This window comes from Vibrio sp. 03_296 (assembly GCF_002265885.1).
Genome location: NZ_NPKW01000071.1, coordinates 1 through 13,676 on the forward strand (window position 1 = coordinate 1; position 13,676 = coordinate 13,676).

The window sequence follows — 13,676 nt, forward strand, 5'->3', positions numbered from 1 at the left end:
GGCAGCGGCAGCCCAAAACATCAAGAAGATTGCGTTGGTGGTGAACTATCTACGAAAAATGGGCTTAAATATGGCAGAAATAAGGCAGATACTTGCTTCTGTATCCCCATGTAATGAATGGAAACTTCTGCGCACGATATAACAAAAAATATCACGATCGCGACCTACGGTCGCTTCCAAAAAAGAACCCCACTTAAAAAGCGGGGTTCGTCATCAATCTGAAAGGCATCCAGTGGATGCCTTTGTTTTTTCTTTTTCTGTGCAACGAGTGCTAAGTGAACTCAGCGCGGTTTACCAAAACGCGACAAATAACCCGAGCGCCAGCACCATCCCGACATAGTTATTATTGAGAAACGCTTGGAAACACAACTCTCGCTGACGATGACGGATCAAATGCTGCTGATATACAAACAGCGCACCAGCGGCCAGCACACTCCAATAAAAACTTTGCCCCAATTGGTAATGCAAGCCAAGCCAAACCAGCATCACTAGCGTTAGCAATTGCAACATGCCGATGATTAACTTGTCGTGACGGCCAAACAAAATCGCCGTCGATTTAACACCAATGTGGATGTCATCATCGCGATCGACCATCGCATATTGGGTATCGTACGCAATGGTCCACAACGCATTAATCGCAAACACAAACCACACCACCCAAGGCAACTCATTGGCCTGTGCGGCCCACGCCATCGGGATTGCCCAGCTAAACGCCAAGCCAAGAAACAATTGCGGAAGATGGGTATAGCGCTTCATAAAAGGGTAAATGAACGCCAACACGATACCGGCAAATGAGAGCTGGATGGTGAGTGGGTTCATGGTCAATACCAACAAAAACGAGCTGATCCCTAACAGCAAAAACAGAATGATCGCTTCTTTCGCCGTCACGCGACCTGAAGGCAGAGGTCGCTGCTGAGTGCGCTTAACATGACCATCCACTTTACGATCGGCAAAGTCATTGATCACGCAACCAGCACTGCGCATCAACACCACGCCCAACACAAAAACCAGCAAAACATGCCAATCGGGCGTCCCTTCCGCAGCAATAATCAACGCCCACAAGGTTGGCCAAAGCAACAGTAACGTGCCAATTGGTCGGTCCATCCTCATCAGTTGCCAATACGCCTTGGCCTTTTCTACTGACATTTACACACTCTCCCTGGAGTAAATCGGTGCATCAGGTAAAAACAGTTCTGCCACTAACATCGGTTTGTGGTTCATCCATAAACGAGAACGTCTGGCGAGTAAACGCCCTTGCGGCGTTTCAATCCAAGCCACTTGCAATGCATCACGTTCAACTTGCTCTGCACTAAACACGGTGAGCCCCAAAGGAATATCACCCAGCGTGGCTAAGTCGTAGGGCTGATCAGCTAAGGTGGTTTCAGGGATCAACGTTCTTCCCAGCACCCACGGTGTTTGATCACCGGATAGCACCACCTCTCGGATCAAGCAAATCTCAGGGGATAATCCCTGAGTCTCTTGCATTGTTAATTGGCCTACACCACTTTTTTCATTGCGCATCAACTCAACGGTCAGATGTTGGCAATGACGCGCCAAACGGCGAGACAAGGAGCCTTGCTCCAGTAACCAGTGCTTAGCAAAGTCACTAGAAAAGTGAAAATCTTCAGGATTTTGCCATTTTGCTTCTATTAACAAAGCAAGATAGAGCGAGTTTGGCTGATTCATACTAGTATTCAATTAGTAGCTTTTAGTCGCGTTGTGCGTACAATAAAGCGTCACTTTACGGTAATGAGCCACCGTAAAGATTGTAATAACTTATAGTGACATTTGGACCGCCTATTGTAACAAGACAAAAGCGTTTCGAGTATCGTGATCAGAAGAAAGAAAAGTCAGAAATATGTACAAACGTTATATAGCCCAAATAATTATCGCCTTCAGCTTGCTCTTTTCTTTACCTTTGCATGCGGAAGAAGAACAGACTGGCCCTCAACTTGCGTATTTCACCCTTGAGCCAGACCTCACCACCAACTTTTATACCAAAGGCAAGAAACTGGGTTACATCCAAGTGCGCATCGACATCATGGTCATGAGCAATGCGGATTTGGCGTTGGTCGAACACCATCAGCCGCTGATCAGAGACGCAGTAGTCGAGTTGCTCGGTCAGCAAAGTGAAGACACGGTGAAATCACTGGCTGGGCGTGAAGATTTGCGTAAGCATTTGGTCGAAAAACTCAATGAGATCTTATTGCCAGAAACGGGCAAAACCGTCATTGCTGACCTGCTGTTTACCAAATACCTCTATCAGTAGCATGTTCAGCTCGGCTGATTCTGTTGACGTTATAAAGCAAAAAGCGGCCTAGGCCGCTTTTTGATGTTTTTGCTTGGTGGAATCGAGATAAGCCAGCCCCATCCCAGACAACAAACCCACGAGATGGGCAGTATTGGCAATCGCCATAAAAGGTTGAACGTAACCAAGAATGAGCCATACCAGCATAAAAGCGACCACGGGCCTAGGGACCGACAAGCCGAGATGAGGCACGCGATAACCTAAAATCCAAGCGTAACCGAGCAAGGCATAAACCACGCCAGATAAGCCACCAAAATTGGCCCCTTCAACCCAAAACTGACCAGCGCCAGAGAGTGCGGCCGAAATGACAAAGATTTGCAGTAGTTTACCGCTACCCAATCTCTGTTCAATGTCGCCACCAAACTGCCACCACCACAGTAAGTTAAACACAATGTGGGTCACCGAGAAGTGCAGCAGAGCATGGCTCACCCAACGCCATAGTTGCCATTGTTGCGCGGCTTCCGCAGGAAAATGCATCGCGCTTAAAAGCGGGCTTTCCCAGCCCAACATCATGAACACGTAAACCGCCACACAGGCGACCATCACCGCCATGGTGACAGGACCTGCTTTTGCTTTCACCATCGCCAGTAAACTGGGACTTCGGTAACTGAACTGAGTCTTGCGCGTTTCTGCCATGTCCCAAGATGCAGCGCTGTATTTACTGTCACCAGGATTCGCTAAAAACTGTTTGAGCTCTGCTTCGGTTTCAACCCAATGCTGATCGTCCATCAGCCATAAGGCAAACTGCCCTTCACCCTCAGGCATCATTCGCAAATCAATTTGTCGAGACGCCATGTAGTCGATAAAAGCCTGCGCCATCCTTGGATTATTCAACACAATAAGACGCTGCATAGAGAAACCTCAGTTAGACGAAAAATCTGACCTCATTCTTCCACATCAAAGGCCGTTAGGCAAAAACCCTTCTCTTCTAACGGGATCAGCTTGCTTCAACGGGCAAACTGGCGCGATGCCAAGCTTCAAAACCACCATCAACACTGTACACCTCTTCAAAACCTTGATTGACTAGGTACTGAGCCGCCCCTTGACTGCTGATGCCGTGGTAACACATCACCAAAACAGGCTGTTCAAACTCCACCTGCTGCATGAAGTTTACAATCGAATCATTGGTTAGATGAAAGGCCGATTGGGCATGAGCCACAGCAAAAGATTGTGGGTCACGAATATCCACCAAACGTGCTTCTCCACGGCTGATGAGCGCGTGCGCGCCTTGTACATCAATATGCTTGAACTGTTCCATATGCTTTCTCATTTTCGTTATTTTGTTCTGCTGGGATTGTAACCTATCCAGAGCCAAACTTAGACACACAGTTCTTCTGGTCTTTGAATGACGTCTATTTCTTCATCACTTGTGGATAAATCTGTGGATTGCGTTGATAAAGTGTCTGAGTAAAAATTGATCCACTACATGTAGTAAGGATCTTGATCTTTCTGTGTGTAGTTTTATAACTATCCCCAAAAGAAATCCCCCTTCAAGCCCTGATTTCATCCAGCTTTCGAACAGTTGATAAATAATTACTTCACAGAGTTATTCACAGGCTAAGCATCATTTCGTGATCATTTTCGTAACTCGATTTCGATCAAAAATACTCACCATGATGTTGTCACAGGCAACAAAAAAGCCGAGATCATTGATCTCGGCTTTTGCTGATTCTAAGTGGTTTGGTAAGAGAACTAAATCTCGCCAACAGCCATCTTCAGTTTCTTCATCGCGTTCTTTTCAAGCTGACGGATTCGCTCCGCAGAAACTCCATACATTTCCGCGAGATCTTGCAGCGTGGCTTTATCATCGTCCAACCAACGTGAGCGAACAATATGTTGGCTACGCTCATCAAGGCTAGCCAATGCCATCGCAAGACGGTTATTGGTGTGAGCTTCCCAGTTTTGCGCTTCTAGGTTATCCGCCACATCTGAAGATTTGTCTTCCAGATAAAGGACTGGAGCGGTTGATACCGAGGTAGAATCGTCTTCCTCATTCGGCAAATCAAAAGTCGAATCGACCGCCGCCAAACGCGATTCCATTTCTCGCACTTCTGCCGGTTCTACACCCAACTCACGAGCCACGGTTTCGACTTCACCATTGTTAAACCAACCAAGACGTTTTTTCGACTTACGTAGATTGAAGAACAACTTACGCTGCGCTTTAGTGGTCGCGATCTTCACAATACGCCAATTACGTAGTACGTATTCGTGAATTTCCGCTTTGATCCAGTGAACCGCGAAAGAAACCAGCCTCACCCCAACTTCTGGGTTGAAACGTTTTACCGCCTTCATGAGACCAATATTGCCTTCTTGCACTAAGTCAGCCATTGGCAAACCATAGCCAGAATAACCGCGGGCAACGTGAACAACGAATCTCAGGTGAGAGAGAATCAGCCCTTTTGCCGCTTCAATTTCGCCTTTGTAGTGTAGACGTTCAGCTAGATCACGTTCTTCGTCTGCGGTCAGCATTGGGTAGCTGTTCACCGAGCGAATGTAGCCATCAAGGCTATCTTGCGTTACTAGTGCCATCGGATACGCTTGAGTTGTCATTCAATTCCTCATCAATCTCTGATCTGGAGTTATACATTGCAAATTAGCGCCATTATCTTGAACTGAAGATGAATCAGTTTCAAGCAGGGTTAGCAATTATCCATAAACAAATCGTCTATACAAGTCAATCAAATTTGATTCTTTGCGACGATTGCCTACTATAAGACCCGCATCACTTAAACAGGTTCAATTTCTTTTAAATGGCGCTGCGCCGATACTTTTGCCGCCACGCAACCTAAGAAGGTCCCTGTCATCACAAGCAACAAGGATTCATCCCAGCTTAGGCCAATAAGACGAAATTGGCTGTCATATAAAGCCGCGAGATCCGCAACGGCGCCATTCAACAACACTGTAATCAACGCGGTAAAACACCACGCCGATACCGCGCCAAGTAAACCAAACCACATTCCTGAATATAAGTAGGGGCGCAGAATAAAGTTGTCTGTCGCACCAATGAGTTTCATGGTTTGAATTTCTTCTTTATTGGCGAGCACATTAAAGCGCAAGGTGTTGCCAACGATTAAAAATACAGCACCCAACATTAACAGTGTCAAGGTCATGACAATAATTGTCGCGACCGTTTTTATTGCATCTAACCGTGTTAACCAATCTTCGTCTAGACGCACATCCGTAATGTCTTCTTCTTGGCGCAGTTGTTGTGCCAACGCTTTGATGGCGTTGTTCTCTTCCACCGCAGGGGTGATCACCAAGACACCTGGCAGGGCATAATCTTCCAGTAAGCTTAACGCTTGGTCAAAACCGGAATATTGGCTGAGATGCTCCAAGCCTTGCTGCGGAGAAATGTACTCCACTAATTCAACATCTTGCTGCGTTTCCAATTCATCTTTGAGCACCATGACTCGAGCTTCTGGTACGCCTTCACGCAAGTAGGCGCTCACTTGTGCAGGCGACGTGACATGCGACGTGGCAACGGCAATGTTTTTACCAAGCAAATACAAACAGGCAGGCATGGCTAATGCCATGGAGATGACCGCTAAGGTCAAAATATTCCCCAGCGGACGATGCCAGATCGCCTTGAAGGAAGCTTTGGCTTGCTTGATATGAATCGAAACAAAACCGTCTGTCTTAGGGCGATTCGAGGTCGATTTGCTCGCTGGCTTTTTAAGGCGTTTATTCGCGGCCATAATCTTCTACCTCACTGAGAAAACCTTGGTTAAGTTCGAAATGACGATACTGAGGACGAGAGTTGACCAAGTTGATGTCGTGTGTCGCCAATAAAATAGTCACGCCAGCACGATTGAACTCTTCAAACAAACGCAGCACTCGGTTGGACAACTCAGGGTCCAAGTTGCCTGTTGGTTCATCGGCCAACAACAAGGTTGGGCGATTGACCACGGCGCGAGCGATGCCGACACGTTGCTGTTCACCACCAGACAGTTGGCTAGGCAAACAGCGGGCTTTATCAAGCAGCCCGGTTTTGTCGAGAGCCGCCGAGACTCGGCGTTTTATCTCATTCTCTGAGATGGATTCAATGCGCATCGGCAGTGCCACATTGTCGTAAACACTGCGATCCATCAGTAAGCGGTGATCTTGGAAAACAATGCCGATATTGCGACGCAAAAATGGCACGTCTTTATTCGGAATGCGTGTGATGTCATGGCCATTGAAGCTAATGCGCCCATCAGTAGGCCGCTCAATGGCACAGATCAATTTCAGCAAGGTACTTTTACCGGCACCTGAGTGTCCACCTAAAAATGCCATTTCGCCACGACGTAAATGAAAGTCGACTTTTTGCAGGGCCTGACGGCCGCCACGATAGGCTTTACTTACCTGCTGAAATCGGATCACCGGTTATTCCTCTCTAATGCTTACTCTTCTCGACTAAATAGCGCGTCGATAAATTCTTGGGTTTCAAACGGGCGTAGATCCTCAATCCCTTCCCCCACACCGATGTAACGAATAGGAATGTTAAACTGATCGGCAATAGCAAAGATCACGCCGCCTTTCGCTGTGCCATCCAGTTTGGTCAAGGTGATCCCGGTGATCGGCGCGACATCGCTAAACAGTTTCGCTTGGCTAATGGCGTTTTGACCAGTGCCTGCATCCAAGGTCAACATGATTTCATGCGGCGCGGAGTCGTCGATTTTCTTCATCACTCGAACAATTTTGCGCAGCTCTTCCATCAAGTTGCTCTTGTTTTGCAAGCGACCCGCAGTATCGGCGATCACCACATCAACGCCACGCGCTTTGGCGGCTTCAATCGCATCATAAATCACCGATGCACTGTCTGCGCCAGTATGCTGTGCGATCACTGGGACATTGTTACGCTCGCCCCACACTTGCAACTGCTCAACAGCCGCCGCACGGAAGGTATCGCCCGCCGCCAACATCACTTTCTTACCTTGATTTTGGAACTGTTTCGCCAACTTACCAATGGTGGTGGTCTTACCCACGCCATTTACCCCAACCATCAGGATAACGTAAGGGGTTTTGCTGCTGTCCACTTGCAATGGTTGCTCAACCTTAGTGAGGATCTCCGCCATCTCTTCTTTGAGCAAACCATACAGAGCCTCACCATCTTTTAAGTCACGGCGAGACGCTTTTTCTGTTAAGTTTTCGATGATTTTCAACGTGGTATCCATACCCACATCCGCAACGAGTAGCTGTTCTTCCAGCTCTTCAAACAGCTCATCATCGATTTTCTTGCCTTTAAATAGGCCAAAGAAACCAGCGCCGATATTGGCTTTCGTACGACTCAAGCTGCGTTTTAGGCGCGCAAAAAAGCTTTCTGTTGGTTTTTCTTGTTCTTGCACACGCGGCGCTTCAACCACCACAGGTGTCACTTCAACGGGCTCTTCAGCTTCTGATTCGCTGATTGGCTCTACCGCAACCTCTTCAACCACTTCTTGGCTGACAATCGGTTCAACGCTCTCTACGGTTTTTTCGTCAGACTCGCTGATCACCTCTTCTGATTGTGCAGGCTCTGGTTGTTTTACTTGGTCATCGTCACCAAAGCCAAGCCACGATAGTAATCCGCGCTTTTTCTTTTCCGTCATCGGGAGATATCCTGGTTTCTTATACTGGGTTGAATCTTTGCTGGTACACAGACAAAGACACAATCGCGACTGGTATACGCATGTGATCCGTTTTTCTCAGCGGAATAATGGTACACTTTGTCACTATCAAATTCTGGGCAATATCCAGGCTTTAGGCCTGGGCGATTGGCTATAGTAACACTTTATTAGCGGTCAAAAAATCTATGGTAAGACGTCGCCAGCAAAACACATCACAAAATAAGCCAACAACTGGCTGTGTACGCATCATTAGTGGCCTTTGGCGAGGGCGAAAGCTGCCCGTGCATGACGCCGAAGGCTTACGCCCGACCACCGATCGAGTCAAAGAAACGCTGTTTAACTGGCTCGCACAGGATATCCCTCGCGCTCGCTGTTTGGATCTGTTTGCCGGCTCTGGCGGCTTAGGTTTTGAAGCGGCATCACGTCAGGCAGAGCAAGTCACCATGTTGGAGTTAAACCCCAAGGCGTTTGCGCAATTGCAACAAAATGTCACAGCGCTAAAGGCAAATAACATCAAAGTGATTCAAGGCGATGCACTGCAATTCCTTAAGCAGCAAGGCACGCCGCATCACGTGGTGTTTATTGATCCACCATTTCGCCAAGGACTCCTCGCCGAAGCCGTGACTTTGCTGGAGCAAAATGGCTGGCTGGCAGAGGACGCCATGATTTATATTGAGACAGAAAAAGAGTTACAGGTTGAAGCGCTGCCAGCTTCTTGGCATTTGCATCGAGAAAAAACCGCTGGGCAGGTCAGCTATCGCCTCTATGAACGCCAATAGTTAGCAAAGGATCTTGGAATGAAAGCACTGTTATTTTTAGCGAAAGCCGCCATCTCATTTGTGTGGTTAATCCTGTTGGTTAATATTGTGTCACCATTTCCAGGTAACGCCGCCATCGTGCTCTATATCATGACGGCATTTTTGTTCATCATGCATGGACTGCAAATGCTGATCTTCGTCGGCGCCTTTGGTGACAAAATTACCATGACGCGCTGGGAAAAGAATTCCATCCTGATATTTGGTATTTTTGCCCTGCTCGATATTCGACGCAAATATATGATGTGATTCTTTCCCGTCAGAAATAACAATGCCGCTCCCAAGAGCGGCATTGTTTTATCCCATCATTCAGGTTAGCGGACCATCCTCATTTAACTCACCACGCCCATATAACTTTTAACGCCATTGAGGAACATCTGGGTCGAAATCATCACCAGCAACAATCCCATCAAACGTTCAACCGCCTTTAAGCCGCGCTCACCCAGAATACGGTGGAAAAAGCTATAGAACATTAAAATGATGAAGGTCGCAAACCACGCGATAAGCACGGCAATCGACAAATCAGTTAAGTTATTTGGATGCTGTGAAGAAAGCAGCAGCAACGCTGCGATCACAGAAGGCCCGGCAATCATAGGTATCGCCATTGGCACAATAAAGGGCTCTTCACCGGCCGCCAAACCGGTAATGCTGCCTGCACTAGGGAAGATCATCTTGATTGCGATAATAAACAAGATAATGCCACCCGAGATACTGAGAGTTTCCGGTTCCACCTGAAGGAACTTCATAATGCTCTGCCCCGCAAACAGGAATAACATCAAAATGAGGAGGGCAAACAGTAACTCACGAATCAATACCTTGCGACGTCGCTTAGCATCAATGTGCTTCAAGATAGATAAAACAATGGGAAGATTCCCCAACGGGTCCATGATAAGGAACAGCATGGTGGCTGCAGCAAGAATGTCCATAGGTGCTCTCAAAATACAACAATGGCGAGAGTATATACCAAATGGCGTTGGGAGGCAGAGTCGGGCGAGCCCTGGCATAAAATGAGCTCGTTACTAGGGAGAGAAGCGAGTAACCAAACGACTCGCTCCTAAAGGAATGCGTCTTTAGTGATTGCAGATTCGCGCCAGATTCACACAGAATTTTCCTTGCTGCTCACTGATTTTTTCTCGTTCCAACAAAAAGCTCAGCAGTGAGTCCAAGTCGAGCCCTTGCAACTTGCACGTATGAAAACGGGTTTCGCCACCGAAATGCGCGAGCAATTCTGCACGGTCCATCGGCTGTTCTTTAAGGAGATGAAGAAGATTGTGAGCATGGATATCATTCATGGATTAAGCGTCCTGTAACACGTCAAGTGACCCCCAGCTTAACCTTTTATAAAAATCGTGTTTTGACCTAAAACAGCTCAATAGATGATAGAAGCCACGATCAAAGCATGTGCGACAAAATAACTGCCCGACACCCAAACATAGGCACGCTTCATCGGTTTTCGATAGCCGTGAATCGCATACGCCAGAGCAGAATAAATCATGACTAACGTTCCAGCAAAACCGATCGCATTGGAGAAGTTGCTTGCTTGGAGCCACACTTCTCCAGCAGCCCAAGCCAACTGCACCAACATAATGCCCATAATCACGACGGGAAAAACCAAGGAATCCAATTGAGGAAGGAGTAAGAAAAACGCCACGATACTCGCTGCCAACAGTAAGGCAAGGAGCCACCAAACGATGTCACCATTGAGCTGTAACCAGAAAGATTTGCTGTAACAAAGCTGCGCGAGGAGAAAACCTGAAAAATAGAGCGTTTTTTTTGATTTCAAAGAATGGAGCGTGTCGGCAAAAATCGACACTAACAAGCCTGCGGCAATCCAATAGCTGTGCGCAGAATCTGGCCCTTGGGTCAGCACCAAGATCAATAACAACACCAGAGTGAACACTTTAAAAAACAGTGACTGAAATGGACTCGCTTGACGAGCACCCAAAACGGATGTCATTCCAGATAAGCCTATCGCTAGCCAACTCCACATCTGTATTACCCTTCTCTTTGTTACGCGGCTAGTCTAGGTAGCAAGAGGATTATGTAAAGCAGTAAAAGGCGAAAGTTGGATCTTGATTGCGAATCACTGCTTATTGTGAAGCAAGCCAGAGCTTAGAGCAAAACTGCAAGTTTACAGTATCGACTCACAGCAACGCGTTTTAAATTCAGAGCTTCTCGATAAAAGTGTGACAAAACACAGAAAGCAAACGTTAAACCAACTCAAAGCAAAATAAGTCGGACATTATCAGAGTGAATGAATAACAATAGAGTGAAAAAACAAAATAAAAAAACAGATTAAAACATTGGTAATAAAAACAAAATCAACAACTTAAACCATAAAACAAAAGAAAATCCGAACTCAAGCTGGTACAACCAGAATAGACCACTAATCACATCATTGTTTTCTCATCCAATGATAAATCCCCTACATAGCCTCTATTGACTTTCTTAAATTTCAAACAAGACCATCAAAAAACATGACTATTAAGCCAAAATAGCACCAAGAACCACCAACACCAGACAAAGAGCACTAAACACTATTTGAGCAATATCACATTAATAAAAAACCAATATAAAACATTAAGTTAAAACACAAACCATAAGAAAAACACAAATAAGAGCATAAAGAAAGCAGTCAAAAAACACTGTTTCATTGCCACATCAGGGTCAATTATTCATAGTTAAGTTATTTTTTTAAAGAGATTTAAAAAGATCTATTGATCAAGCCTTAAAATCGATGCTATATTGCACACATAGAGTTCATCAACCGTTTATGGAGGTAGTGTTGTGATGTCTTCTTCTCAAAAGCAAGGACTGGTAATGATCGCAGTTATCGTTGGTTTAATGACACTACCAATGATGTACTAAGTTTCAGAATCTAAATAAAAAACGGGATGCGAAAGCATCCCGTTTTTTATTGTCTTTCATACACTGGTTAGACATGGCAAGACCAAACGTTCAGTTCACATCTCACTGCGTGCTCCGTGGATTGCCTCAGTGCATTTTTCTCCAGTCGGCCATTATTTTAAATGTTGGCTAAGTACATCCCAGTTCGCGTAGTAAAAAGCCATCGCCCCCAATGTCATGGAAAGCATCAGTAAAATCGCCACACGCCAGATAAAACGGCCACTTCTTGGTGTCAGTTCTTTTTCACACTCATCACATGCCGCCAAAAAACTCTGTTTGTCGTCCAACTGATAATGATCTTCATGCACGACTTTATTGCGTATCGTCGCAATAAAACGGAGCTTACCAATCACGTCATGTGGCAGGCGTTCTTCACAGCTCGTCACAAGCTGATGCAACCCTTTACCTTCAGCATGATATTGAGTGCGCAACAAAGTCTCTAATCTGCGGGTACGAGTGACCACTTGTTCGATTTCTGACATCGTGCCCTCCTTTCGTTCGAGTGTTTGTTTCATTCTATTCTTCTACAGTTTGATTCACATTTCGAGCCAAGTTATCCGCATAGGCTCAAAATTGTGCTCTCATACGCATATAGAATGTGATATGCGCCGAAAATTTTATCGTCTCTTATCTCTAGATCACGATTCGCTACTGGCAACCCCTTGTTTGGCAACTAGGTTCTGTAAAATGAGACACTCATTCAGATTGGAGGTCATCATGCCTATTTCCTTTGTTTTTGCCGTACTCGCATTGATTGCTATTGGTGGCTGGCTCTTCGTTCGTTTCTATCGTATTCATATTCAAGGCAATAACGCCCCAGAACAAAAAGTACAGGTCACTGTGCTTGATAAACAGGTCATCGCTATTGCCGACGCGCAACCTGGCGAAGACGATCAAGAGTATTGGATCTACGTACAACGTGGCACACTCGGACCCAAACGCGAGTTTCAGGTCGGTGTGCACTATTTCCACGCTCTTAACCCCGGCGATAAAGGGGAACTCACCTACAAGGGCGACAAATTTCTTCACTTTGCCCTGAAGCGCTAAGGCAACAACCAACGTGTCTTAGCGGAGAGCGAAAATAGATAACTCAACGCTAAGGCACCCGCCCCACTCAGCACGACCCATAACGGAATCATCCACGCAGGATGACCCTGATACCAGCCCAACTCTTTCATTGGCCATAGAAAAATAGGATGCAATAAATAGATGCCTAAACTGTGGCGGCTGATCAACGCCACCCACTTTTGCCATTGAGCCGACAACCGCTCGCCCACAGAGCGACACAGCACAAACACCATCGACGCGGCCAATACCACATTAATGGTTTTATACGACAGCCAACGCCCGACGGTGTATTCCCCTGCAGCAAGGCTATTACTCACCACCATAGTCACCGTGACAGCCAATGCCATTCCCCCCAGCAGCACCGACCCAACGACCACTGAGCGTTGATTCGGGATTTTGCTAAAGAGCAGATAGCCAAGAGGAAGGTAGCCACTGTACAGCCATAGCTCGTAGCTCCAAGGGCCATCGATGCCCGCCAGATACAACACAGTGGTGAACAACCACAACGCGGTAAAAAGATAGAGGATGTCCTGACGTTGCTGGCGAACAAGCCACTGGAACATCGGAATCACAAAATAGAGTGGAATAAAATAATAGAAGAAACCAAGATGGTAATAGGTGGCATGCTCTGGGCTGTTGCTGAGCACTTCTGTCACTTTGCTGCTATCAAAACCGCTCGCACTCAAACCAGAGAGGAGCGCATAGAACAACGACCAAAAGAGAAAAGGGATCAGCACCTTACCTAAACGACGACGAGCATAATAAGGCAGATCAAATGGCCGAGTGTCACTGAGCATCAGGGCGCCAGTGATAAGAATAAAAACCGGTACCGCCCAACGAGAAATGCCATTGATGCCAACGGCCGTCACCCATTGATCAAAAGGAATCACCCCTAACTCATGACGATAAGGCGCAAGCACATGAATGGCGATCACGGCCACCGCCGCGACACATCGTAGCAAATCAAAAAACTGAACTCTTTCGCGCATTCTC

Annotated in this window: 17 protein-coding genes; 4 read left to right on the plus strand and 13 right to left on the minus strand. The window is 46.5% G+C overall.

All coding sequences use genetic code 11. From position 1 onward, the window contains the following. Positions 1–291: 291 nt before the first annotated feature. Both ubiA and CIK04_RS09340 read right to left on the minus strand, forming a co-directional pair. On the minus strand, positions 292–1,146 hold the full coding sequence (gene ubiA / locus CIK04_RS09335; RefSeq protein ID WP_017420378.1) for a 4-hydroxybenzoate octaprenyltransferase: 855 nt from the start codon (positions 1,144–1,146) through the stop codon (positions 292–294). After that, positions 1,147–1,686 (minus strand): chorismate lyase, encoded by a 540-nt coding sequence (locus CIK04_RS09340; protein WP_170861679.1) that lies wholly within the window; start codon positions 1,684–1,686, stop codon positions 1,147–1,149. A gap of 172 nt (positions 1,687–1,858) precedes the next feature. Here CIK04_RS09340 and CIK04_RS09345 point away from each other — a divergent pair, with 172 nt between their 5' ends. Next, on the plus strand, positions 1,859–2,269 hold the full coding sequence (locus CIK04_RS09345) for a flagellar basal body-associated protein FliL (RefSeq protein WP_011079172.1): 411 nt from the start codon (positions 1,859–1,861) through the stop codon (positions 2,267–2,269). A gap of 48 nt (positions 2,270–2,317) precedes the next feature. Here the strand turns inward: CIK04_RS09345 and glpG are convergent, their stop codons facing one another. The 6 genes from glpG to ftsY all read right to left on the minus strand — a co-directional run bounded on the left by glpG (position 2,318) and on the right by ftsY (position 7,875). Next, positions 2,318–3,160: a rhomboid family intramembrane serine protease GlpG gene (gene glpG / locus CIK04_RS09350; RefSeq protein WP_038964428.1), complete on the minus strand. Its 843-nt coding sequence runs from the start codon at positions 3,158–3,160 to the stop codon at positions 2,318–2,320. Positions 3,161–3,245: 85 nt separating this feature from the next. Continuing rightward, positions 3,246–3,566, minus strand: coding sequence for a thiosulfate sulfurtransferase GlpE (gene glpE / locus CIK04_RS09355; RefSeq protein WP_011079170.1), 321 nt, complete (start codon positions 3,564–3,566; stop codon positions 3,246–3,248). Between the two features lie 434 nt (positions 3,567–4,000). Further along, positions 4,001–4,858, minus strand: coding sequence for an RNA polymerase sigma factor RpoH (rpoH, locus tag CIK04_RS09360; RefSeq protein ID WP_017420381.1), 858 nt, complete (start codon positions 4,856–4,858; stop codon positions 4,001–4,003). A 176-nt stretch (positions 4,859–5,034) separates the two neighbouring features. After that, positions 5,035–6,003, minus strand: coding sequence for a permease-like cell division protein FtsX (ftsX, locus tag CIK04_RS09365; RefSeq protein ID WP_011079168.1), 969 nt, complete (start codon positions 6,001–6,003; stop codon positions 5,035–5,037). Beyond that, a complete protein-coding gene (gene ftsE, locus CIK04_RS09370) occupies positions 5,990–6,667 on the minus strand; it encodes a cell division ATP-binding protein FtsE (RefSeq protein ID WP_011079167.1) in 678 nt (225 codons plus the stop codon). Before ftsE ends, ftsX begins: the two co-directional genes overlap by 14 nt. Positions 6,668–6,687: 20 nt before the next feature. Further along, positions 6,688–7,875, minus strand: a complete 1,188-nt coding sequence (ftsY, locus tag CIK04_RS09375; RefSeq protein WP_026050298.1) for a signal recognition particle-docking protein FtsY — start codon at positions 7,873–7,875, stop codon at positions 6,688–6,690. 203 nt (positions 7,876–8,078) lie between these two features. On the opposite strand from ftsY, the gene rsmD reads away from it, so the two are divergent. Together rsmD and CIK04_RS09385 are read left to right on the plus strand one after the other, a co-directional pair. After that, the gene (rsmD, locus tag CIK04_RS09380; protein ID WP_011079165.1) at positions 8,079–8,672 is read left to right on the plus strand and encodes a 16S rRNA (guanine(966)-N(2))-methyltransferase RsmD; all 594 of its coding nucleotides are present in this window, start codon (positions 8,079–8,081) and stop codon (positions 8,670–8,672) included. An 18-nt stretch (positions 8,673–8,690) separates the two neighbouring features. Continuing rightward, positions 8,691–8,957: a DUF1145 domain-containing protein gene (locus tag CIK04_RS09385; protein ID WP_017420383.1), complete on the plus strand. Its 267-nt coding sequence runs from the start codon at positions 8,691–8,693 to the stop codon at positions 8,955–8,957. A gap of 83 nt (positions 8,958–9,040) precedes the next feature. On the opposite strand, the gene CIK04_RS09390 is transcribed toward CIK04_RS09385, so the two are convergent. The 4 genes from CIK04_RS09390 to CIK04_RS09410 all read right to left on the minus strand — a co-directional run bounded on the left by CIK04_RS09390 (position 9,041) and on the right by CIK04_RS09410 (position 12,097). Beyond that, on the minus strand, positions 9,041–9,634 hold the full coding sequence (locus CIK04_RS09390; RefSeq protein WP_026050297.1) for a YhgN family NAAT transporter: 594 nt from the start codon (positions 9,632–9,634) through the stop codon (positions 9,041–9,043). Positions 9,635–9,778: 144 nt separating this feature from the next. Next, positions 9,779–10,000 carry a YecH family metal-binding protein gene (locus CIK04_RS09395; protein WP_017420385.1) on the minus strand — a complete coding sequence of 74 codons (222 nt, stop codon included), beginning with the start codon at positions 9,998–10,000 and terminating at the stop codon, positions 9,779–9,781. A 77-nt stretch (positions 10,001–10,077) separates the two neighbouring features. Beyond that, positions 10,078–10,698 (minus strand): lysoplasmalogenase, encoded by a 621-nt coding sequence (locus CIK04_RS09400; RefSeq protein ID WP_013570939.1) that lies wholly within the window; start codon positions 10,696–10,698, stop codon positions 10,078–10,080. Between the two features lie 1,030 nt (positions 10,699–11,728). Further along, a complete protein-coding gene (locus CIK04_RS09410) occupies positions 11,729–12,097 on the minus strand; it encodes a hypothetical protein (protein WP_026050296.1) in 369 nt (122 codons plus the stop codon). A gap of 235 nt (positions 12,098–12,332) precedes the next feature. On the opposite strand from CIK04_RS09410, the gene CIK04_RS09415 reads away from it, so the two are divergent. Further along, positions 12,333–12,662 carry a DUF2500 domain-containing protein gene (locus CIK04_RS09415; RefSeq protein WP_017420388.1) on the plus strand — a complete coding sequence of 110 codons (330 nt, stop codon included), beginning with the start codon at positions 12,333–12,335 and terminating at the stop codon, positions 12,660–12,662. Here the strand turns inward: CIK04_RS09415 and CIK04_RS09420 are convergent. Beyond that, on the minus strand, positions 12,659–13,672 hold the full coding sequence (locus CIK04_RS09420) for an acyltransferase (RefSeq protein ID WP_097353118.1): 1,014 nt from the start codon (positions 13,670–13,672) through the stop codon (positions 12,659–12,661). The genes CIK04_RS09415 and CIK04_RS09420 overlap by 4 nt on opposite strands. Between the last annotated feature and the right edge of the window lie 4 nt (positions 13,673–13,676).

Excerpts from the sequence above, each read along its gene's own strand:
- ubiA (WP_017420378.1), bottom strand. The coding sequence starts at position 1,146 with ATGTCAGTAGAAAAGGCCAAGGCGTATTGGCAACTGATGAGGATGGAC.
- CIK04_RS09340 (WP_170861679.1), bottom strand. The coding sequence starts at position 1,686 with ATGAATCAGCCAAACTCGCTCTATCTTGCTTTGTTAATAGAAGCAAAA.
- CIK04_RS09345 (WP_011079172.1), top strand. The coding sequence starts at position 1,859 with ATGTACAAACGTTATATAGCCCAAATAATTATCGCCTTCAGCTTGCTC.
- glpG (WP_038964428.1), bottom strand. The coding sequence starts at position 3,160 with ATGCAGCGTCTTATTGTGTTGAATAATCCAAGGATGGCGCAGGCTTTT.
- glpE (WP_011079170.1), bottom strand. The coding sequence starts at position 3,566 with ATGGAACAGTTCAAGCATATTGATGTACAAGGCGCGCACGCGCTCATC.
- rpoH (WP_017420381.1), bottom strand. The coding sequence starts at position 4,858 with ATGACAACTCAAGCGTATCCGATGGCACTAGTAACGCAAGATAGCCTT.
- ftsX (WP_011079168.1), bottom strand. The coding sequence starts at position 6,003 with ATGGCCGCGAATAAACGCCTTAAAAAGCCAGCGAGCAAATCGACCTCG.
- ftsY (WP_026050298.1), bottom strand. The coding sequence starts at position 7,875 with ATGACGGAAAAGAAAAAGCGCGGATTACTATCGTGGCTTGGCTTTGGT.
- rsmD (WP_011079165.1), top strand. The coding sequence starts at position 8,079 with ATGGTAAGACGTCGCCAGCAAAACACATCACAAAATAAGCCAACAACT.
- CIK04_RS09385 (WP_017420383.1), top strand. The coding sequence starts at position 8,691 with ATGAAAGCACTGTTATTTTTAGCGAAAGCCGCCATCTCATTTGTGTGG.
- CIK04_RS09390 (WP_026050297.1), bottom strand. The coding sequence starts at position 9,634 with ATGGACATTCTTGCTGCAGCCACCATGCTGTTCCTTATCATGGACCCG.
- CIK04_RS09395 (WP_017420385.1), bottom strand. The coding sequence starts at position 10,000 with ATGAATGATATCCATGCTCACAATCTTCTTCATCTCCTTAAAGAACAG.
- CIK04_RS09400 (WP_013570939.1), bottom strand. The coding sequence starts at position 10,698 with ATGTGGAGTTGGCTAGCGATAGGCTTATCTGGAATGACATCCGTTTTG.
- CIK04_RS09410 (WP_026050296.1), bottom strand. The coding sequence starts at position 12,097 with ATGTCAGAAATCGAACAAGTGGTCACTCGTACCCGCAGATTAGAGACT.
- CIK04_RS09415 (WP_017420388.1), top strand. The coding sequence starts at position 12,333 with ATGCCTATTTCCTTTGTTTTTGCCGTACTCGCATTGATTGCTATTGGT.
- CIK04_RS09420 (WP_097353118.1), bottom strand. The coding sequence starts at position 13,672 with ATGCGCGAAAGAGTTCAGTTTTTTGATTTGCTACGATGTGTCGCGGCG.